This window comes from Microbacterium sp. NPDC089321 (genome assembly GCF_040684935.1).
Lineage (GTDB): Bacteria > Actinomycetota > Actinomycetes > Actinomycetales > Microbacteriaceae > Microbacterium.
In genome coordinates, this window is record NZ_JBFBGX010000001.1 from 1592364 (window position 1) to 1612313 (window position 19950).

Consider the following 19950-nt stretch of genomic DNA (forward strand, 5'->3'; position numbering starts at 1 on the left):
GCCGTGCGGGCTCAGCGCGCGATCGGTGCGGGAAGGGTGGCGATCAGGGCATCCAGCTTGTCGGCGGTGTCCTGCCAGCCCTCCACCGCCACCGAGAGCACGCCGATCGCCCGCACGGGGTAGTCGTTGCCGCCCTCATCGAGACGGTCGCCGTAGAACAGCATCTCGTCGAGCCCGATGCCCGTGTGCTCGACCAGCTTCTGCATGCCGTACGCCTTGTCGATACCGGCGCGGGTGATGTCGATCGACGTCGATCCCCCGGAGCGCACCTCCAGGCCGGGAAGGCGAGGAGCGACCGCATCGCGCAGCGCTTCGCGGCGGGCGCCGGTGGGGTCCCATGCGTGCTTCGCGTCGCGGGGTGCGCGCTGGCCGAGAGCCGAGAAGGTGATCTGCGAACCGCGATCCTCGAGGATGTCGCCCCACGGCTCGGGCTCCCAGAGGCCCAGACGCTCGGCCTCTTCCCGCAGCGCGGCGATGGCCGCCGACTTCTCGTCGTCGCTGAGATCGTGGGCGTACACGGTGGCGAAGGCCTCGCCGTCGTGGCGCAGATAGCGCGTGCCGCACGTGGGCAGCAGGTGCAGGCGCGACTGCTCGGCGGCGCCGATGTCGGTGAGACGTGCGATCACCTGGGTGCGGAACTGCTGCTCGTTGCCGCCGGAGATGATCGCCACGTCGACCCGGCGCAGCAGCTCGTGCAGCAGGCCGGCGATGCGGTCGTCGATCTCGCCCTTCGAGGGCGCGAGGGTGTCGTCGAGGTCGAAGGCGACCAGGCGAGGATGCGTCATGATGTCTTCAGCTTATTGCCGTCGGCTGAGAGCACGTGCGAGCGTCGCCACCGACCACGCCAGGACGACCCCTGCCGTAGCCCCGAGCGAGTTCGCGGCCACATCGACCAGCGAGGCCACACGATGGGGCAGCAGGGTCGCCTGCACCAGTTCGACGCCGAAGGACAGCACGGGCCCGACGAGCAGCGCGAGGATGATCGGCCGGGTGCGAAGCAGCAGGAACGCGAGCACCCCGATCGGCACGAACACCAGAACGTTGGCGACCAGCTCGAGCTTCGTGAAGCCGAGCCAGTGCCAGCCCAGAGTGCCGTGGGCGAAGCCGAGCACGAGGTCGAGCACCTGCGGCATGCGGCTCTGGAAGCCGCGGGGCGTGAGGGTCAGCACGAGGATGCCGATCACATACGGCAGACCGAGCACCGCGGCGAACGCGAGAACCGGCGCCGACGAGCGTCGGGTTCTGGGGCGGGTGATCGGGGATGTGGTCATGGAGTCCTCGCGACGAGCGTAGACGGGCGGTCTGGGGGAGGGCTGGGCGTCGCCCGCCGTGCGCCGGCCGGTCAGAAGCAGGCGGGCCATGCGGAGAGGCCCGGCTCAGATGCCGTCGGCCGTACGAGAAGAGGGGCAGATCCGCGTCGGCGGATCTGCCCCTCTCTCAGATGCTGTCGGGGTGACAGGATTTGAACCTGCGGCCTCTTCGTCCCGAACGAAGCGCGCTACCAAGCTGCGCCACACCCCGTGATTGCAACCGTTCAAGTCTACATGCCCGAACTCGCTACGACGAATCGCGGGCGATCGCCGGGCGCGTCAGGCGGTGCGTGCCGTGAGCGTGAGCAGGGTGGCCTCCGGCCGGCAGGCGAAGCGCACCGGCGCATAGATGGAATGACCGCAGCCCGCGCTCACGTTCAGCGGCACCGTGCGACCGCCGTGCGACCAGGTGCTCAGGCCCTTCGCCTGCTTCAGAGGGATGTCGCAGTTCGCGACCAGCGCCCCGAAGCCGGGCAGGCACACCTGCCCGCCGTGCGTGTGACCGGCGAACAGGGCATCGGCTCCGAGGCCGATGAAGTCGTCGAGCACCCGCCGGTACGGGGCGTGCGCGACCGCGATCCGTGTCGACTTCATGCGCGTCGCCCCGAGGGAGGAGATGTCCGCTCGCAGCGTGTCGAAATCATCCCACCCGCGGTGCGGATCGTCGACGCCGATGAACTCCAGATCGTTGCCGCGGACGGCCGTGCGGAAGGCCGTGTTGTTGAGACTGCGCCAGCCGAGCTCGTCGGTGAAGAAGGCATCCATCGCCTGCGTGTCCAGCCCGCCGGGGCCGCCCTCGGGCGGAGTCTGGGACGGTCCGCGGAAGTACTTCAGCGGGTTTCGAGCCGACGGCGCGTGCACGTCGTTCGAGCCGTGCACGAAGACGCCTGGTATCCCTGCGAAGGGGGCGAGGGCGCGGCGGATGCCCGCGAGCCCGTCGCGATGCCCCAGATTGTCGCCCGTGTTCACCACGAGGTCTGGTTCGAGTGCCGCAAGCGACGCGAGCCAGCGCTGTTTGCGGTGCTGCCACGGGGCCATGTGGGCGTCGGAGATGTGCAGCACCCGCAGAGAGGAGCTGCCAGGTGCGAGGGCCGCCGCGGTGGCCTCGCGCACCGTGAACAGCTGGCGCTCGATGCCCACTCCCCAGACCGCGGCGCCGACGCCGACGGCCCCCACCGCGCCGAGCGCGATGAGGGCCGGATGCGCGGCCTGGCGCTGGGTCAACCGTCGTCTCCGCAGCTGAGGGCGACCTCGGTGCCTGCGGGCGCCTTCGTGTCGGCAGCAGGATCCTGTCCAGTGACCTTGGATCCGCCGCTGCAGCCGTCTTCGGAGACGCCGAAGCCGAGCTTCTCGAGTGCGGCCTTCGCCTGGTTGTACTTCGCGCCGGTGACATTCGGCACGGTGCCTTCCGCCTCGGGCTCTGCGTCGCCGGGCTTCTTGCCGCTGCTGGGGCGGAGGGTGACTGTCGCGCCCGCCGGCACGCGCCCGGGGCCCGGGTCCTGCTCGGCGACCAGACCCTCGCCGATCTCGCTGTCGACGGGATCGCCCACCTGCACCGAGAAACCGGCCTCCCGCAGGATGCCCGTCGCCTCGTCGATCGACTTGCCGACGACGTCCGGCAGTTCCTTCATCACCCGGCGCGTGAGGTCACGGTCGGGATCGGGGAACCGGTCGCCGCCGTACACCGCGTTCGCCGCACCCTGCATGGCGCGGGAGAGGGGGAAGCGGATCTGGCTGAGCTGCATGCCGCTCGGCCCGTAGGTGCGCTCGATCCTCTTGCGCTTCTCGAAGGGGATCGAGTCGGCCGTCATGTCCTTGTCGAAGCCCGAGAAGATGAACGTGGCGGTCTTCGTCGAGGCGGTCGCCATCGCGGTGCCCGTCGACTCGTTGGTTCCCGTCTTTCCGATCAGCGGCACGCCGTCGCCCAGACGGGCATCGCGTCCCGTCGCGCTCATGACGCCCTGCAGAGCGTGCGCAGCAGTCGCCGCCACCTCGGGGGAGATCACCTGGGTGCACGTCGACTTCGGCACGGGCATCTCCTCGCCGGCGGAGTTCACCACCTTGTCGATGACCCGCGGCTGGCAGAACTTGCCCTGGTTGGCGACGGTCGCGTATGCGCTGGCCATCTGCAGCGGGGCGATCGACTTGGAACCGAGCGTCGACTCGAAGAGGCCGTTGCTGGAGGTCACCGACCCCATGTCGCCCTCGTGCACGCCGAGTCGCTCGGCCATCTTGTTGATGTCGCAGAGGTCGAGCTTCTCGGCCATGGCGTAGTAGCCCGTGTTCAGCGACTGAGCGGTGAAGGTCATGGGAGTGCCCGCGAAGCCGCGGTTCTTCTTGTAGTTGCCACCGGCGTTCTTGGCCGCGACCGTCGACTGCTTGCCGCACGTCGTGAGCTTGTAGGAGCCGCCGTTGCGCACGGCGCCGTTGAGGTTCTCATTCACCGAGTGCCCCTTCTCGAGCCAGTCGAGCAGGGTGAACAGCTTGTACGACGAACCGGGGCCGAAGCCGCCGGAGCCGTTGTGATCCTGGTCCGCGGCGTACACGAGGCTGGTCTCGCCGGCGGCGGCCTTCGAGGTCTCGTTGAAGGTCGTGTTCTGCACGATCGCGAGAACGCGTCCGGTGGTCGCCTCGATCGTGACCCCGCTCGCGGCGAAGGTCGCCTCGGGGACGAAGGTCGGCGCGAGCTCGCGCATGGCGTCGACGCCCGGCTGCTGGATGCGCATGTCGAGGGCGGTGTAGATCTTCAGGCCGCCGCGGCGCAGCGTCTCCTGGCGCTCGCTCTGGGTCTTGCCGAACGCCTCGTCGTTCTCGATCACCGCGCGCACGTACTGGCAGTAGTAGGCCTGAGTTCCCGCCGCCGAGCATCCCTGAGCGGTCGACTTGATGTTCGCGACGATCGGCGCCTCCGAGGCCTCCTTGTACTGGGCCTCGGTGATCTGCCCGTTCTCGAGCATGCGGTTCAGAACGTAGTTGCGGCGCACCTTGGTGTCGGCGTAGCCGTCGGCCTTGGAGTTGGTGCCCTCCGCGCGATCGATGCGGAACCGGTTCGGGTTCTGCACGATACCGGCGAGAGTGGCGGCCTGCCCGAGCGTCAGGTTCTTCGCGGTCGTTCCGAAGTAGCGGTTCGCCGCGGCCTCGATGCCGTAGGTCTGACCGCCGAAGTTCGCGACGTTGAGGTAGCCGAGCAGGATGTCGTTCTTCGAGAAGTCCTTCTCGATCTGGACCGCGTAGCGCATCTCCTGCAGCTTGCGCTCGATGCCGTCGGCGCCCTTGGCCTCGGTCGCCTCGGTCCAGCATGCCTGCAGCTGGTCGGCGTACTCGGGGTTCGCCTCGCCGTTCTTGAGGGTGGGCTTGACGTCCCACTCGCACTCCTGGATCAGCACGTTCTTGACGAACTGCTGGCTGATGGTCGACGCGCCTCGCGACGACGTGCCCCGCACGTTGTCGACGACCGCCTTCACGGTCGCGCCGAGGTTGACGCCGCCGTGCTCGTAGAAGCTCTTGTCTTCACTCGAGAGGATCGCGTCGTACAGCAGCGGCGACACCTGGTCGAACGACACCGGCACGCGGTTCTGGTCGTAGAACTTCGCGAGCTGGAACGGCTTGCCGTCGGCGCCGTTGGCGTAGATCGTCGTCGGCTCCATCGGAGCGCCGGGCGTCAGGCTGTTCGGAAGGTTGTCGAAGATCGTGAGCGCCTGCGATCCCGTCACTCCGGCGACCGCGATGGCGGGCGTGACGGCTGCGGTCACCAGGACTCCGGCGACTGCGCTGAGACCCACCAGGCCCAGCAGACCGCCGAGCACACCCTTCAGCGTGCGTTTCGTTTGAGGCATACGCTTGATGTTAAGGGAGTTCCCTGAATAAGAGCCTCGACGCACGGCATCCGGTGCCGTCCGTCGCCGACGCACAGGAGTGCCATGACCACGTGGGAGTATCTGACCACGCCGCTGCTGATCCACAACACGGCGGCGATCCTCAACAACTGGGGCAAGCAGGGCTGGGAGCTCGTGCAGGTCGTCCAGGGCCCTGAGGGCGGCCTCGTGGCCTACCTGAAGCGTCCGGTGACGCAGGACGCGACGGCCAACGCCGGCCTCGCAGCCGCGGCACAGGCATCCCGCCAGTTCGATGAAGGAGCGCAGCAGTGAGCATCGCAGCCCGTCTCGAGGAGCTCGGCATCGAGCTTCCCGCCGTCGCCGCCCCCGTCGCGGCCTACGTCCCGGCCGTGGTGCACGGCGGTCTCGTCTACACCTCCGGGCAGCTTCCGTTCGTCGACGGCGCTCTCCCGGCCACCGGCAAGGTCGGCGCAGAGATCGAGGCGGCGGATGCCCAGGGCTACGCCCGCACGTGCGCCCTGAACGCGCTCGCAGCCGCCGCGCAGGCGGCCGGCGGCGTGGACCGTATCGCCGGCGTGCTCCGGGTGGGCGGCTTCGTGGCCTCCGATCCGGCCTTCACCGGTCAGCCGGTCGTGATCAACGGCGCCAGCGAGGTTCTCGGTGAGATCTTCGGCGACGCGGGCAAACATGCACGCGCAGCGGTCGGCGTCGCCAGCCTCCCGCTCGACACCCCCGTCGAGGTCGAGGTCACGTTCATCCTCGCCTGACGACTCACGCAGAAGCGGCCCCTCCGACCGGAATCGGAGGGGCCGCTGTCGTGTGCGGGGGGGCTACTTGACCTGGCTGGTGATCGTGCTCATCACCATGGTGTCGGCCAGGGTCGTGGTGTCGCCGACCTCACGGCCCTCGGCGACGTCGCGCAGCAGCCGGCGCATGATCTTGCCGGAGCGCGTCTTGGGCAGCTCGTTCACGATGTACACGTCGCGGGGGCGCGCGATCGGCCCGATCTGCTCACCGACCCACGAGCGCAGCTGGGTCACCAGTCCCTCGGGGGAGTGCTCGTCGAGATAGCTCTGCTTGATGATCACGAAGGCGACGACGGCCTGGCCCGTGGTCTCGTCCGACGCGCCGACGACGGCGGCCTCGGCGGTGGCCTCGTGAGCCACGAGCGACGACTCGATCTCGGTGGTCGACAGACGGTGACCGGAGACGTTCATCACGTCGTCGACACGGCCGAGCAGCCAGAGGTCGCCGTCCTCGTCGAGGCGGGCGCCGTCGCCGGCGAAGTAGTAGCCCTGCTCCTGGAACTTCTCCCAGTAGGTCTCCTTGAAGCGCTCGGGATCGCCCCAGATGCCGCGCAGCATCGACGGCCACGGCTCGGTGATCACGAGCAGGCCGCCGTTGCCGTTGCCGACCACGTTCCCGTCGTCGTCGGTGACGTCGATCGTGATGCCGGGGATGGGCACCTGCGCCGAGCCGGGCTTCGTGGCGGTGATGCCGGGGAGGGGCGAGACCATGATCGCGCCGGTCTCGGTCTGCCACCAGGTGTCGACGATCGGGGTCTTCCCGGCGCCGATCACCTCGCGGTACCACATCCATGCCTCGGGGTTGATGGGCTCGCCCACAGACCCCAGCAGGCGCAGGCTCGACAGGTCGAACTTCTGCGGGATCTGGCGTCCGAGCTTCATGAACGACCGGATCGCGGTGGGCGCGGTGTAGAAGATCGTCACGCCGTACTTCTCGATGATCTCCCACCAGCGCCCGGGGTGCGGGGAGTCGGGGGTGCCCTCGAAGAGCACCTGCGTGGCGCCGTTGGCGAGCGGGCCGTAGGCGACGTAGCTGTGCCCGGTGACCCAGCCGATGTCGGCGGTGCACCAGAAGACGTCGGTCTCGGGATGCAGGTCGAAGACGTACTTGTGCGTGTACGCGGCCTGCACGAGGTAGCCACCGGACGTGTGCAGGATGCCCTTCGGCTTGCCGGTCGTACCCGAGGTGTACAGGATGAACAGCGGGTTCTCGGCCGGGAAGGCCTCGGCCTCGTGGTCATTCGACGCCTGAGGCACGACGTCGTGCCACCAGATGTCGCGCTCGTCGTTCCAGTCGACCTCGTTCTCGCCGCGCTTGACGACGAGCACGTGCTCGACGGTCTGCTGCTCGCCCTCGCCGTTGCGGTCGCTGAGCGCCTGGTCGACGGCGGGCTTGAGCGCCGAGACCTTGCCCTTGCGGTAGCCGCCGTCGGCGGTGATCACGAGCTTCGCTCCGGCGTCGTCGATGCGCGAGCGCAGGCTGTCGGCGCTGAAGCCGCCGAACACCACGGAGTGGATCGCACCCAGTCGCGCGACGGCCAGCATCGAGATGACGGCTTCGGGGATCATCGGCAGGTAGATCGCGACACGGTCGCCCCGGCCGACGCCGAGGTCCTGCAGCACGTTGGCCGCGCGCTTGACCTCGTCGGTGAGCTCGGCGTAGGTGATGCGGCGCTCGTCGCCGGGCTCGCCCTCCCAGAGGATGGCGACGCGGTCGCCGTTGCCGGCTTCGACGTGCCTGTCGAGGCAGTTGTAGGCGACGTTCAGCTCGCCGTCGTCGAACCACTTCGCGAACGGCGGGTTCGACCAGTCGAGAGTCCGTGTGAAGGGCTTGTGCCAGTGCACGCTCTCGCGAGCCTGTTCGCCCCAGAATCCCTCACGGTCTGCGGCTGCACGCTCGTAGAGGGCCGGATCGTCGATCGACTGAGCGACGAACTCCTCTGACGGCGGGAAGCTGCGGGCCTCGTCGAGAAGGTGGTCGATCTGGCTGCTCATGCACTCGCTCCTTTGCGCGGTCGGGGGATCGTGCAGGGACACGACCGTGACACGGTGAATCTAGCCCGGTCAGATACCGAAGCCTACTGTCGAAAGTCGGTAGTGCGGTGGGTTTGGCGCGGACGCATGACGGTGAATACACTGGCCTCAGCCGATTCGAATACGGCTTTCCGCGCGCCCGCCACCCCCCATTTGCGGGCTGCGCGTCGGCGGCACCTCATTCCCCCCGTGAGGTGCCGCCTCTTCGTCTGCGGGGCCGGATCTCGATCTGCACAGAACGCACGTTCCCTCGGTTGTCCACATCGGTCGGGATGCGGGTGCGGCGGCGTCGGGCGACCGGCCTAGCGTCGTCGCATGCCCGAACCGTTCATCCTCAGGCCACGCCATGCAGCCGCCCGCATCGTCGACGGCGCCGAGCCCGTCATGGCGGTCGATCCCGCCTTCGGCGCTCTCGCCGAGCACGTGCGCGACGAGAGCGTCACCGACATCTTCGTCAACGGCACGGGCGGGCTCTACGTCGACCGCGGCGACGGCGCCGAGAGGGTGCCCGGGTGGCGGGCATCAGAGCGCGAGGTGCGCGACCTCGCGGTCGCGCTGGTCGCCGCGGGAGGCCGGCATCTCGACGACCAGTCTCCCTGCGTGGATGTGCGGCTCGACTCGGGCATCCGGGTGCACGCGGTGCTCGCGCCGGTGTCGGTGACCGGCACCGCGCTGTCGGTGCGCGTGCCCCGTGTTCTCGGGGCCGATCTCGCCGCGCTCGCCGCGTCTGGCACCTTCAGCGACGCCCAGCGGATCTGGCTGGAACGGCTGGTGCGCGACCGCGCGAACGTGCTGATCACCGGCGGGACAGGAACCGGCAAGACCACCCTGCTCGCGGCTCTGCTCGCGCAGGTCGGCGAGGGGGAGCGCATCGTGACCATCGAGGACGTCGCCGAGCTCCGCCCCCGGCATCCGCACCACGTCTCACTCGAGGCCCGCCAGGCGAATCTCGAGGGGGCCGGGCGCATCACGCTCGCGATGCTGGTGCGCGAGTCGCTGCGCATGCGGCCGGATCGCCTCGTGGTCGGGGAGTGCCGGGGTGAAGAGGTGCGCGAGCTGCTGACCGCGCTGAACACCGGCCACGACGGCGGGGCCGGCACCCTGCACGCCAGCGGGCTGTCCGACGTGCCCGCCCGGATGGAGGCGCTGGGCGCGCTCGCGGGGATGGATGCCACGGCGCTGGCGCGGCAGGTGGTCAGCGCCTTCACGATCGTGCTGCATCTCGAGCGCGGGTCTGACGGACAGCGGCGCATCGCGCACGCCGGCCGGTTCCTGCTCGTCGACGATCGGCTCGGAGTCGAGGAGGTGCGACCGTGGTGAGGCGGCGAAACGGGCGCCTCGATTCCGACGACCCTCAGCGGGCTGCGGCCGCCGTGCGCACCCTCGCGGTGCTGCTGCAGGCCGGGGCGCGGCCGCTCACGGCGTGGAGGCACCTCGCCGACACCGGCGACCCGGTCGCCGGGCGGATCGCGGCTCGGATGGATGCCGGATCGGAGCTGGCCGGCGCGATAGATGCCGAGGGCGGTGCATGGTCGGACGTCGCCGCTGCGTGGGAGATCGCGACGACGGTCGGTGCGCCGCTCGCCGTGGTGCTGCGGTCGCTGGCCGAATCGCTTCAGGATGCGGCCGCTGCCGCCGACGACGTGCGCATCGCTCTCGCCGAGCCCACCGGCACGGCACGGCTGCTGCTGTGGCTGCCGTTCGCCGGTCTGCTGCTGGGATTCGCTCTCGGGTTCGACACCCTCGGCGTGCTGGTGACGCATCCGCTCGGCATCGCCTGCCTGGTGCTCGGCGTCGGTCTCGTGCTGGCCGCGAGGTGGTGGACGGCGCGCATGGTGCGGGCGGCGCAGCCCCGGCCGGGCACACCGGGGATGCACGCCGAGCTCGTCGCGGTGGCGCTCGCCGGGGGCGTGGGAATCCCTCGTGCGCTTCGTCTCGTCGAGCACAGCCCGGCCCGGCTGCCCGACGATCGCGACGGCACCGACGCCGTGCTCGAGCTCTCGCGATCAGCGGGCGTGCCTGCGGGCGAGCTGCTGCGCGCCTCTGCGGCTCAGCAGCGGCACGAGGCTCGCGTGCAGGGCCGGGTGCGAGCGGCCCGCCTGTCGTCGAAGCTGCTTCTTCCGCTCGGCGCCTGCACCCTTCCCGCCTTCCTGCTGCTCGGCGTCGCACCGCTCATGCTCAGCGTGCTCGCCTCGACGCCGCTGCCGATCTGAATGACCCGCGACCACCTGCACGAGAGCGGGGCGACCGTCGTCCCGCACCGAGAGAAAGAGGAACACCATGATCGCACCGACGATCGAACCGCTGCCCGAGCTCACGCGGCGCCGTGCCGCCGAGCTGTTCACCGACGAGACCGGAGCCGCGACCGCGGAGTACGCGATCACGACGATGGCGGCTGTCGCCTTCGCAGGGCTGCTGGTCGTGATCATGCGCTCAGACGAGGTGCGCGGCATCCTCACCGACCTCGTCCGACGGGCACTCACGGTCGCCTGATGCGCCGACGAGCGTGGGCGACAGCTCGCCGGCGCTGGCGGCTCGGCGACGACCGCGGGTCGGTCGCCGCCGAGCTCGCGGTCGCACTCCCGGCGGCGCTCGTGGCGATCGCCCTGGGTGTGGGCGCGCTGTCCGCCGCAGCCATCCAGGTGTCGCTGCAGGATGCGGCGGCGGACTCCGCCCGGCTGCTCGGGCGAGGCGAGAGCCCGGCTCGGGCGGCCGGAGCGGTTCGGGATGCCGTCGACGGCGCGTCATCGGCATCCAGCACAGCGGGCGACCTCGTGTGCGTGACCGCATCGCTCGACATGCGGATCGGACGACTGGTCTCCGTGCCGTTGCGCGCATCGAGCTGCGCACTGGCCGGCGGACTGTGAGCGCCGCGACGGCTCGTCGCGACGGAGAGGAAGGAGGAGTGCGATGAGCGGAACCGCGCTCGCCGCAGGAGTCGTCGCCGTGGCGGCGACCCTCTCGCTCGGCCTCGCCGCAGTCGGCGGCGTAGCCGTCACCGCGCAGCGAGCCGCCGGGGCGGCCGACGCCGCGGCGCTGGCCGCAGCCGACGTCGCGTCGGGGGCGATCGCCACGGGAGAGGACGCCTGTGCGTCGGCTGCGCGGGTGGCACGGGCATCCGGATCAGAGGTCGTGGCCTGCGCCCTCGACGGTCTCACGGCGACGGTCGAGGTCAGATCGGCGTACTCTGGACTGGTCGCCGTCGCCCGTGCCCGAGCGGGACCCCCGAACAGGTAGACGCGCGACACCCTCGCACCGCCCTGCGCGTCTTTCGCAGCGAACCCGTCTGCGGATCTCTCGGCGCACGCCTGGATGGCGGTGTGTATGGTGTGCTTCGAAGAAAGGACGCCCCTTGGCAGAAGGCAAGAAGCTCGTCATCGTCGAGTCCCCGACGAAGATGCGGTCGATCCAGGGATACCTCGGCGACGGGTACCAGGTGCTCAGCTCGGTCGGTCACATCCGCGACCTCGCCGACAAGAAGGACATCCCCGCCGACGACAAGAAGGCGTACGGCAGGTACTCCATCGACGTCGAGAACGACTTCGACCCCTACTACGTGGTGTCCGATCGCAAGACCAAGACGGTCGCCGAGCTGCGTCGCGCGCTCAAGAGCGCCGACGAAGTGCTGCTCGCCACAGATGAAGACCGCGAGGGCGAGGCCATCGCGTGGCACCTGCTCGAGACCCTCAAGCCGAAGGTCCCGGTCAAGCGCATGGTCTTCCACGAGATCACGAAGGACGCGATCCAGGCCGCCGTCGGCAACACGCGCGAGCTCGACCTCGCCCTCGTCGACGCGCAGGAGACCCGCCGCATCCTCGACCGGCTGTACGGCTGGGACGTCTCGCCCGTGCTCTGGTACAAGGTCAAGTCGGGCCTCTCGGCCGGTCGCGTGCAGTCGGCCGCCACCCGCATGGTCGTCGAGCGCGAGCGCGAGCGCATGGCGTTCGTCTCGGCCGAGTACTGGGATGTCGAGTCGCAGGCCTCGTCGGCCGGCGCCGCGTTCGGCGTTCGTCTCGTCCGCGTCGACGGCGGGCAGCTGGCCCGCGGAACCGACTTCGATGACGGCGGCAAGCTCAAGAAGGCCGTCGTCGTGCTGTCCGAGGCCGATGCCGAGGCGCTCGCGACCGCGGTCGATGCCGCAGGCACGGCGACCGTCACCAAGGTCGAGGCCAAGCCGGGCACGCGCAGCCCTTACGCCCCGTTCACCACCTCCACGCTCCAGCAGGAAGCCGGACGCAAGCTCTCGATGAGCGCCAAGCAGGCGATGAGCGTCGCCCAGCGGCTCTACGAGAAGGGGTACATCACCTATATGCGCACCGACTCGGTCGCGCTGAGCACGCAGGCTATCCAAGCAGCGCGCAGCCAGGCCGTCGCGCTGTACGGCGACTCTGCAGTGCCGCTGAAGCCCCGCGTGTACAAGTCGAAGAGCAAGAACGCGCAGGAGGCGCACGAGGCCATCCGCCCCTCCGGCGAGACCTTCCGCACCCCGGCATCCGTCTCGTCCGGTCTCGACCGCGAAGAGCAGCGCCTGTACGACCTGATCTGGAAGCGCACCGTCGCCAGCCAGATGTCGGACGCCAAGTACGAGACCACCACGGTCACCCTCGAGACCGAGGCCGACGGCAAGCGCGTCGAGTTCACCGCATCCGGAACCGTCTACACCTTCAAGGGGTTCCTCGAGGCGTACGAAGAAGGACGCGACGAGAAGCGCAACGCGCAGGACAGCTCGGCCGACCAGTCTCTGCCCGCCGTCGCCGTCGGCGATGAGCTGGCCATGAGCGAGTCGGTCGCGAAGGGCCACCGCACGACCCCCAAGCCGCGCTACACCGAGGCCTCGCTGGTGAAGGCGCTCGAAGAGCACGGCATCGGCCGCCCGTCGACCTTCGCCAGCATCATCGGCACGGTCATCGACCGCGGATACGCGACCAAGCGCGGGCAGGCGCTCGTGCCCACCTGGCTGGCCTTCAGCGTCGTGCGGCTGCTCGAGCAGCACTTCGCCGACCTGATCGACTACGACTTCACGGCGGCGCTCGAAGACGACCTCGACGCGATCGCGCGCGGCGAGCAGAAGCGCGTCGAATGGCTGAAGTCGTTCTACTACGGCTCCGAGAAGCAGGTGGGTCTGCGGCAGGTCGTCGACAACCTCGGCGAGATCGACGCCCGCGCGCTGAACTCGACTCCCATCACCGACGACGCCACCCTGCGCTTCGGCAAGTACGGCCCCTACCTCGAGGTCGTCGACCCGGCGAACCCCGAGGCGAAGCCGCGCATCGTGAACGTGCCCGAAGACCTCGCCCCCGACGAGCTCACCGCCGAGAAGGCGCGCGAACTGATCGACGCGCCCGTCGCGGGTGACCGTGTTCTGGGCGAGAATCCCGATAACGGCAAGATCATCGTCGTCAAGGACGGTCGCTTCGGTCCGTACGTGCAGGAGAACGACCCGGTGTCGGATGACGACGCGGTCGACGAGACGACGGGCGAGGTCGTCGAGAAGCCCAAGAAGAAGACGAAGAAGGAGGCGGCGCCCAAGCCGCGCACCGCCTCTCTCTTCCGCTCGATGTCGGTCGACACCATCGACCTCGACACCGCGCTGCAGCTGCTCAGCCTGCCGCGCGTGGTCGGCACCGACCCGGCGACGGGCGAGGAGATCACGGCGCAGAACGGCCGCTTCGGGCCGTACCTGAAGAAGGGCACCGACTCGCGCTCGCTCGAGAGCGAATCGCAGATCTTCGACGTCACCCTCGAGAACGCGCTCGAGCTGTACGCGCAGCCCAAGTACGGCGGGCGCAAGGCATCCAGCGCGCTGAAGGAGTTCGAGGCCGACCCGGTGAGCGGAAAGCCGATCCGCATCCGCGACGGCCGCTTCGGCGCCTACGTCACCGACGGCGAGACGAATGTGACGATCCCGCGCGGTCAGACGCCCGACGACATCACGTTCGAGATCGCCGTGCAAATGCTCGCCGACAAGCGCGCCAAGGGCCCAGCCCCCAAGCGCGGCGCGAAGAAGGCTCCGGCGAAGAAGGCTCCGGCGAAGAAGACCGCAGCCAAGAAGTCGCCAGTCAAGAAGGCCTCGGCGAAGAAGGCCGCGCCGGCGTCGGATGCCGAGAAGGCAGCCGCTCGTTCCGAGGCGGCGAAGAAGGCGGCAGCCACGCGCAAGGCGAACGCGATCGCGAAGGCCGACGCGGCGCGCGCGGCGAAGGCAGGCTCGTGACCTCGGAGAGGTCCGGCCTGTGGATCACCCTCGAGGGCGGCGACGGCTCGGGCAAGACCACCCAGGCCGGCCTGCTCGCCGAGTGGATGCAGCAGCGCGGTCGCACGGTGCTGCGCACGCGCGAACCGGGCGGCTCCGAGGTCGGCCAGCTCATCCGCGACATCGTGCTGCACCATCGCGGCGACATCGCACCCCGAGCCGAAGCCCTGCTGTACGCGGCTGATCGGGCCCACCACGTCGCCACGGTCGTGCGCCCGGCGCTCGCCCGCGGCGAGGTCGTCATCCAGGACCGCTACCTCGACTCCTCGGTCGCGTACCAGGGAGCCGGCCGCGTGCTGGATGCGACCGAGGTGCGCGACCTGTCGCTGTGGGCGACAGACGGGGCGCTGCCCGACCTGACCGTGCTGCTCGACCTCGACCCCTCGGCCGCTCGTCGTCGGCTGGACGCCGACGACAAGCCGTTCGACCGGCTGGAAGCCGAGAAGGAGGAGTTCCACGCTCGCGTGCGCGCTGCCTACCTGGCGCTGGCCGCAGCCGAGCCGAAGAGATTCCTCGTCGTCGATGCGTCGCTCGATCCCGACGACATCGCCGTGCTGATCCGGGCGCGCATGTCGGTGCTCGTCTGACCCCGCAGGCGAGCCGGCCGATGTCGGCGCCGCGGTTAGGCTTGAGGGCATGACAGCCCTCGCGACCGCGCCGTTCCCGTGGACGGACGTGTGGGGTCAGGATGCCGCTGTGCAGACCCTCCGCCAGGCGGCAGCCGATCCGGCATCGCTCTCGCACGCGTGGCTGATCACCGGCCCGCCCGGATCCGGTCGCTCGACGCTCGCATACGCCTTCGCCGCCGCACTGATCGCCGAGGGGCCGGACGACGAGGCGACGATGCGTCAGGTGCTCGCCCGCACTCACCCCGACGTCACGGCGCTGCGCACCGACAAGGTCATCATCACGATCGCCGAGGCGCGTGCTCTGGTCGAGCGGTCGTACTTCGCGCCGTCGGCGGGCAGGTACCGGGTGATCGTCGTAGAAGATGCCGATCGCATGGTCGAGCGCACCTCGAACGTGCTGCTCAAGGCTCTCGAAGAGCCGCCCGAGAAGACGGTGTGGGTGCTCTGCGCGCCCAGCGAAGCAGACCTGCTGCCCACGATCCGCTCGCGGGTGCGCGCCCTGCGCCTGCGCGAACCCGATGTCGACGATGTGGCGCGACTGATCGCCGCCCGCACCGGGGCCGACGCCGCGGTCGCCGAGCAGGCCGCCCGCCACGCGCAGCGGCACATCGGCATGGCCCAGCGACTCGCGACCGACGACGACGCACGTCGGCGGCGCGACGAGACACTGCGTGCGGTGCTCGGCGTGCGCGGCGTGAGCACCGCCGTCGAGGTGGCCGGCACGATCATCCAGGCCGCCACCGACGATGCGAAGTCGCTGACCGCCGAGCGCGATGCCGCCGAGCGCGCGGCCCTGCTGCGCACCGTCGGAATCGCCGAGGGCCAGGCCGTGCCGCCGGCGCTGCGCGCGCAGATCAGCGCTCTCGAAGACGATCAGCGCAAGCGAGCGACCCGCAGCCTGCGCGACGGCATCGACCGCGTGCTCACCGATCTGCAGTCGCTGTACCGAGACGTCGTCATGCTGCAGTTCGGCCGCGGCGACGAGCTCATCAACCGCGAGCTGCGCGATGAGCTCGACCGGGTAGCCGAGGCGTGGCCGGTCGAGCGCACAATCATCGTGCTCGATGCCCTCGCCGACACCCGCGAATCCCTGGAGCGCAACGTCGCTCCGCTGCTCGCCGTCGAGAGTCTCCTCGTGACCGTCTCCAGCGGAAGGACCCCGTGAACCTCCGAACCCTCCGCCTGCCGAGGGCCGCGCGCCCCGTGCGCCGAGCCGCTGCCGCGCTGGCCGCTCTCGCCGCCGCATCCGTCATGCTCTCGGGCTGCCTCTACTCGCAGATCCCCGACGCGCCCACCTCGATCACCCGCGACCCCGACACCTCGGGCGTCTCGGCCGACCTGCTGCCGTACTACTCGCAGAAGATCAGCTGGGAGGCCTGCGGATCGCGGTTCGACTGCGCGGAGATCACCGCTCCGCGCGACTGGGACGACCTCGAGGCGGGCGACCTCACGCTCGAGATCGTGCGCCACCAGGCGAGCGGCGATTTCCAGGGGTCGCTGCTGATCAACCCGGGCGGGCCAGGATCGAGCGGATACGACTTCATCGCCGACAGTCTCGAGTACGCGGTCGGCGCCGACCTCATCGAGCGGTTCGACGTGATCGGCTTCGATCCGCGCGGAGTGGGCCGCTCGAGCGCCGTCACCTGCCTCGATGACGAGCAGATGGACGAGTACAACTACGGAGTGGTCGACGCTCCGCGTGGCACCCCGGAGTGGGAAGACGAGCTCACCGCACGCAACAAGCAGTACGCCGACGCGTGCGAGGCCAACAGCGACGGGCTGCTGCCGCACATCACGACGGTCAACTCCGCGCGCGACATGGATCTGATCCGCGGCGTGCTCGGCGACAAGACGCTGAACTACCTCGGCTACTCGTACGGCACGTTCCTCGGTGCGACCTACGCCAAGCTCTTCCCCGAGCGCGCTCAGCGGCTCGTGCTCGACGGCGCCATCGATCCCGCCGTGCCCGGCCTCGATGTGGGCACGACCCAGGCGGTCGGATTCGAGTCGGCACTGCGCGCCTATCTCAGCGACTGCGTCGCCGGTGCCGAGTGCCCGTTCAACGGGTCGGTCGATGAGGCCACCGCGGATTTCCAGGCGCTGCTGGCCGCCGTCGCGCGCACCCCACTCGAGAACGGCGACGGGCGGATGCTGACGGTCGACACGATGATCACCGGCGTGATCACCGCGATGTACAGCGAGCAGAGCTGGTCGTATCTGACCCAGGGACTCACCGCGGCCCTGCAGGGCGACCCCTCAGGCATGTTCGCGCTGGCCGACAGCTACAACGGACGCGAGCCCGACGGCGGCTACGCCGACAACTCGTCGCAGGCCTTCCGCGCGTACAACTGCATGGACTATCCGGTCGAAGACGACCCGGTCGCCGAAGACGCGGCTATGGCGAAGATCGAGAAGCTCGCGCCGACGTTCGCCCCCTACTGGCAGGGGCCGGACCCCTGCGAGGTCTGGCCGTACGAACCGGTCGGCGTGCGCGAGCCCATCGCGGCGACCGGGTCGGGCCCGATCGTCGTGGTCGGCACGACCAACGACCCGGCGACCCCGTACGAGTGGTCCCAGTCGCTCGCCGAGCAGCTCGAGAACGGCGTGCTGGTCACGCGGGTGGGCGAGGGGCACACGGGATACAACAAGGGCAGCAGCTGCGTCGACTCGGCGGTCGAGGACTTCCTCATCGACGGCACGGTGCCCGACGACGGGCTCCGCTGCGAGTGATCCGCCTATCGGGCCTGCTCGGTTTCGCGCACGCCCGATCGTCGTAGTAGGATCATTGCTTGTGCCGCAGTCCGCTGCGCACGCCACCTTAGCTCAGTGGTAGAGCATCCCACTCGTAATGGGAAGGCCGTCAGTTCGATCCTGACAGGTGGCTCCGACAAGGGCCCGGGATGATGTCATCCCGGGCCCTTCTCGGTGTCGGCGGCCTTGCGATCAGATGATCGAGCGCCCCTCCGCCTTGGCCTTCCGCGCCTCAGCGACGAAGGCGCGCACGATGACCGTGAGCGTTCCCGCCACGATCACCGGCCACACCAGCACATATGCGGTCAGTGCGATTGTCGACAGGTCCATGCTCTGCTCCTCCTTCTCAGCGTCCAGTCGGCTCGTCGGCATCGGCGAGTTCGGCGAGCTCTGCGTCGGGATCGAACGCCGGGTCCGGCGCCGGATCGAAGTCGCCGGTGCGCTGACGGATGACGTCGAAGTCGAAGTCGTCCTTCTTGCTCGGCAGTGTCAGTGCGACGCAGACGATGGTCGATACGGCATAGGCGATCAGCGAACCCGACAGCACCGGATAGGTGTGAAGGAAGCCGATCGCGAACGGAGCGGATGCCAGCGTCGCGACGCTTCCGACGATCAGTGCGATCCGCAGGCCGAAGAAGCCGAACGCCATGAGTCCGAGCACCACGCCGATCCCCAGCGTCGCCAGCACATCCGACGCGATGCCGACCGGCCCGTCCAGGTCGATCCACTCGAAGCGCACCGGCAGGAACGCGGCGAGGGCGGTGATCACAGACACCGAGAAGGCGAGGTTGGTCACCCGCTTCCAGTAGAAGCTCGCGATCACGGGGAAGACCAGCGCACCCCACAGCGCGCCCACGAAGACCAGCAGGTCGAGGATGTTGAGCTGGCTGCCCGCGAAAGAGAGTCCAGCGACCATCGCGACGATCATGGTGATCCGGCCGACCAGCACCATGGTGCGCGGGTTCGCACGCTTCTTGCCCGCGATGTTCTGACCGTAGATGTCGGCCATCACGATCGACGACAGCGCTGTGAGGTCGGCGTCGGCCGTCGACGAGAGCGAGCCGATGATCATCACGAAGAAGACGCACAGCAGAAGCGGCGACAGGTAGGTCGCGGCCATCTGCGGGATCAGGTTGTTCACGTCACCGCCGGCCGGGGTGATCCCCGCGTAGAGGGCGATGACCCCCAGCATCCCGACGCCGATGATCGTGGCGCCGTATCCGAAGGTCGCCGTCACGAAGGTCTTCTTGATCAGATCCTCTCGCACGGCGAACAGGCGCTGTGCGATGGTCTGGTTGCCGATCGCGTAGGCCAGCACGGCGGCGATGTACGGCGCGCCCTGGTTGAAGAACGCGTCCGACGAGAAGAAGTCGGCCTGCTCAGGCGTCACGTTCGCCGCACCCGTCTCGAAGAGGCTCGGGCCGCCCGCAGCGAAGAAGATCACGGGAATGATGACGATGACCGCGCCGAGCATGGCGCACACCTGCGCGAAGTCGGTCAGCACCGATGCGCGGAAGCCGGACCACAGCGTGTACAGCAGCACCCCGGCGCCGATCGCCACGATTCCCTGGCTGAACGTGAAGGGCGAGAGCATCGAGATGAGCGCGCCGCCGGCGATCAGGTTGGATGTCAGGCTGATGATGCTGCCGAGCACGTTGGAGCCGGCGAGCATCAGCTGACTCGAGCGCCCGTGACGCGCGAACATGACCTCGGCGATCGTGTGGGCCTTCGGCGCCACCTGGCGGATGCGCCTGCCGAAGGGGTAGATCAGCAGGATCATCAGCGCGCCCCACAGTCCGTAGTGGATGGGGCCCGAGATCCCGTAGGTGTACCCCGAGGTGGCGGAGGCGTACATCGACGACGCCCAGATCCAGGTGGCGGTCATCGATGCCGCCGAGATGCCGAAGCCGATGCGACCGCCGCCGGTCATGTAGCCGTCGGCGTTCTCGGTGCGCTTGCGGATGCGCAGCGACATGTACAGGCTGCCGCCGAAGAACAGCAGCATGAGCAGGACCACGACGGGCCCGGCGAGGGTTTGCAGATTTTCCACGTTTCACTCTCTTGTCGATGGGCCGGCGACATTGCCGGAGGACGGGACGAGAGAGCGCTAACGGGAGGGGAGTGTGGCCTTGAGAGGGCCTGCGAAGAAGTGGACGGGGGATGGGCGAGTCTTGCGGGCACTGGCCGGCATGTGGTTCCTTCTCTCAGCGGGCACGCGCGCAGACGTCCCTCTCGCCGAGGAGGTGACGCGCGCATGCGACGAAGGGCTGAGCCCTTCGGGCGAGCCGGAGAGAGCAGACGCTGCCCACGACGCAGGCGATCCGTCGCGGCGCG

The 19950-nt window shown here is 69.3% G+C and carries 18 protein-coding genes and 2 tRNA genes; 12 read left to right on the plus strand and 8 right to left on the minus strand.

The window, feature by feature from the left end; translation table 11 throughout:
- Positions 1-11: 11 nt before the first annotated feature.
- The 5 genes from AB0N59_RS07525 to AB0N59_RS07545 all read right to left on the minus strand — a co-directional run bounded on the left by AB0N59_RS07525 (position 12) and on the right by AB0N59_RS07545 (position 5146).
- A complete protein-coding gene (locus AB0N59_RS07525) occupies positions 12-785 on the minus strand; it encodes an HAD-IIB family hydrolase (protein ID WP_363480902.1) in 774 nt (257 codons plus the stop codon).
- A 12-nt stretch (positions 786-797) separates the two neighbouring features.
- Positions 798-1271, minus strand: coding sequence for a VanZ family protein (locus tag AB0N59_RS07530; RefSeq protein ID WP_363480905.1), 474 nt, complete (start codon positions 1269-1271; stop codon positions 798-800).
- Between the two features lie 176 nt (positions 1272-1447).
- Positions 1448-1521, minus strand: a tRNA-Pro gene (locus tag AB0N59_RS07535).
- Positions 1522-1589: 68 nt separating this feature from the next.
- The gene (locus AB0N59_RS07540) at positions 1590-2534 is read right to left on the minus strand and encodes a metallophosphoesterase (RefSeq protein WP_363480908.1); all 945 of its coding nucleotides are present in this window, start codon (positions 2532-2534) and stop codon (positions 1590-1592) included.
- Positions 2531-5146: a transglycosylase domain-containing protein gene (locus tag AB0N59_RS07545; protein ID WP_363480911.1), complete on the minus strand. Its 2616-nt coding sequence runs from the start codon at positions 5144-5146 to the stop codon at positions 2531-2533. The genes AB0N59_RS07540 and AB0N59_RS07545 overlap by 4 nt, the downstream gene beginning before the upstream one ends.
- An 84-nt stretch (positions 5147-5230) precedes the next feature.
- Here AB0N59_RS07545 and AB0N59_RS07550 point away from each other — a divergent pair, with 84 nt between their 5' ends.
- Both AB0N59_RS07550 and AB0N59_RS07555 read left to right on the plus strand, forming a co-directional pair.
- Entirely contained in the window at positions 5231-5458 is a 228-nt protein-coding gene (locus AB0N59_RS07550) for a hypothetical protein (protein ID WP_363480913.1), read from the plus strand.
- Positions 5455-5913: a RidA family protein gene (locus tag AB0N59_RS07555; RefSeq protein WP_363480916.1), complete on the plus strand. Its 459-nt coding sequence runs from the start codon at positions 5455-5457 to the stop codon at positions 5911-5913. Before AB0N59_RS07550 ends, AB0N59_RS07555 begins: the two co-directional genes overlap by 4 nt.
- Before the next feature lie 63 nt (positions 5914-5976).
- On the opposite strand, the gene acs is transcribed toward AB0N59_RS07555, so the two are convergent.
- A complete protein-coding gene (gene acs / locus AB0N59_RS07560) occupies positions 5977-7947 on the minus strand; it encodes an acetate--CoA ligase (protein WP_363480918.1) in 1971 nt (656 codons plus the stop codon).
- A 354-nt stretch (positions 7948-8301) separates the two neighbouring features.
- Here acs and AB0N59_RS07565 point away from each other — a divergent pair, with 354 nt between their 5' ends.
- From AB0N59_RS07565 to AB0N59_RS07610, 10 genes are all read left to right on the plus strand, one after another.
- A complete protein-coding gene (locus AB0N59_RS07565; protein ID WP_363480921.1) occupies positions 8302-9306 on the plus strand; it encodes a TadA family conjugal transfer-associated ATPase in 1005 nt (334 codons plus the stop codon).
- Positions 9300-10199, plus strand: coding sequence for a type II secretion system F family protein (locus tag AB0N59_RS07570; protein ID WP_363480925.1), 900 nt, complete (start codon positions 9300-9302; stop codon positions 10197-10199). Before AB0N59_RS07565 ends, AB0N59_RS07570 begins: the two co-directional genes overlap by 7 nt.
- A gap of 67 nt (positions 10200-10266) precedes the next feature.
- A complete protein-coding gene (locus AB0N59_RS07575; RefSeq protein ID WP_363480928.1) occupies positions 10267-10479 on the plus strand; it encodes a DUF4244 domain-containing protein in 213 nt (70 codons plus the stop codon).
- Positions 10479-10853 (plus strand): TadE family type IV pilus minor pilin, encoded by a 375-nt coding sequence (locus tag AB0N59_RS07580; protein WP_363480931.1) that lies wholly within the window; start codon positions 10479-10481, stop codon positions 10851-10853. Before AB0N59_RS07575 ends, AB0N59_RS07580 begins: the two co-directional genes overlap by 1 nt.
- 43 nt (positions 10854-10896) lie before the next feature.
- A complete protein-coding gene (locus AB0N59_RS07585) occupies positions 10897-11223 on the plus strand; it encodes an Rv3654c family TadE-like protein (RefSeq protein ID WP_363480933.1) in 327 nt (108 codons plus the stop codon).
- Between the two features lie 115 nt (positions 11224-11338).
- Positions 11339-14197 carry a type I DNA topoisomerase gene (gene topA, locus AB0N59_RS07590; protein WP_363480936.1) on the plus strand — a complete coding sequence of 953 codons (2859 nt, stop codon included), beginning with the start codon at positions 11339-11341 and terminating at the stop codon, positions 14195-14197.
- Positions 14194-14823 (plus strand): dTMP kinase, encoded by a 630-nt coding sequence (gene tmk, locus AB0N59_RS07595; RefSeq protein ID WP_363480939.1) that lies wholly within the window; start codon positions 14194-14196, stop codon positions 14821-14823. Before topA ends, tmk begins: the two co-directional genes overlap by 4 nt.
- 49 nt (positions 14824-14872) lie before the next feature.
- On the plus strand, positions 14873-16030 hold the full coding sequence (locus tag AB0N59_RS07600; protein ID WP_363480942.1) for a DNA polymerase III subunit delta': 1158 nt from the start codon (positions 14873-14875) through the stop codon (positions 16028-16030).
- An 86-nt stretch (positions 16031-16116) separates the two neighbouring features.
- Positions 16117-17595 (plus strand): alpha/beta hydrolase, encoded by a 1479-nt coding sequence (locus tag AB0N59_RS07605; RefSeq protein WP_363481247.1) that lies wholly within the window; start codon positions 16117-16119, stop codon positions 17593-17595.
- Positions 17596-17677: 82 nt separating this feature from the next.
- A tRNA-Thr gene (locus tag AB0N59_RS07610) sits at positions 17678-17749 on the plus strand.
- Between the two features lie 59 nt (positions 17750-17808).
- Here AB0N59_RS07610 and AB0N59_RS07615 read toward each other — a convergent pair.
- Both AB0N59_RS07615 and AB0N59_RS07620 read right to left on the minus strand, forming a co-directional pair.
- Entirely contained in the window at positions 17809-17946 is a 138-nt protein-coding gene (locus AB0N59_RS07615) for a putative transporter small subunit (RefSeq protein WP_182256928.1), read from the minus strand.
- A gap of 16 nt (positions 17947-17962) precedes the next feature.
- A complete protein-coding gene (locus AB0N59_RS07620; RefSeq protein ID WP_363481250.1) occupies positions 17963-19621 on the minus strand; it encodes a sodium:solute symporter family protein in 1659 nt (552 codons plus the stop codon).
- Positions 19622-19950: the final 329 nt, after the last annotated feature.

What these genes read in the sequence shown, in the direction of transcription:
- AB0N59_RS07620 (WP_363481250.1), bottom strand. Translation starts at nt 19,621, where the DNA reads ATGCTGCTGTTCTTCGGCGGCAGCCTGTACATGTCGCTGCGCATCCGC.
- AB0N59_RS07575 (WP_363480928.1), top strand. Translation starts at nt 10,267, where the DNA reads ATGATCGCACCGACGATCGAACCGCTGCCCGAGCTCACGCGGCGCCGT.
- AB0N59_RS07565 (WP_363480921.1), top strand. Translation starts at nt 8,302, where the DNA reads ATGCCCGAACCGTTCATCCTCAGGCCACGCCATGCAGCCGCCCGCATC.
- AB0N59_RS07550 (WP_363480913.1), top strand. Translation starts at nt 5,231, where the DNA reads ATGACCACGTGGGAGTATCTGACCACGCCGCTGCTGATCCACAACACG.
- AB0N59_RS07605 (WP_363481247.1), top strand. Translation starts at nt 16,117, where the DNA reads ATGCTCTCGGGCTGCCTCTACTCGCAGATCCCCGACGCGCCCACCTCG.
- AB0N59_RS07580 (WP_363480931.1), top strand. Translation starts at nt 10,479, where the DNA reads ATGCGCCGACGAGCGTGGGCGACAGCTCGCCGGCGCTGGCGGCTCGGC.
- AB0N59_RS07545 (WP_363480911.1), bottom strand. Translation starts at nt 5,146, where the DNA reads ATGCCTCAAACGAAACGCACGCTGAAGGGTGTGCTCGGCGGTCTGCTG.
- AB0N59_RS07525 (WP_363480902.1), bottom strand. Translation starts at nt 785, where the DNA reads ATGACGCATCCTCGCCTGGTCGCCTTCGACCTCGACGACACCCTCGCG.
- acs (WP_363480918.1), bottom strand. Translation starts at nt 7,947, where the DNA reads ATGAGCAGCCAGATCGACCACCTTCTCGACGAGGCCCGCAGCTTCCCG.
- AB0N59_RS07615 (WP_182256928.1), bottom strand. Translation starts at nt 17,946, where the DNA reads ATGGACCTGTCGACAATCGCACTGACCGCATATGTGCTGGTGTGGCCG.
- AB0N59_RS07530 (WP_363480905.1), bottom strand. Translation starts at nt 1,271, where the DNA reads ATGACCACATCCCCGATCACCCGCCCCAGAACCCGACGCTCGTCGGCG.
- AB0N59_RS07600 (WP_363480942.1), top strand. Translation starts at nt 14,873, where the DNA reads ATGACAGCCCTCGCGACCGCGCCGTTCCCGTGGACGGACGTGTGGGGT.
- AB0N59_RS07585 (WP_363480933.1), top strand. Translation starts at nt 10,897, where the DNA reads ATGAGCGGAACCGCGCTCGCCGCAGGAGTCGTCGCCGTGGCGGCGACC.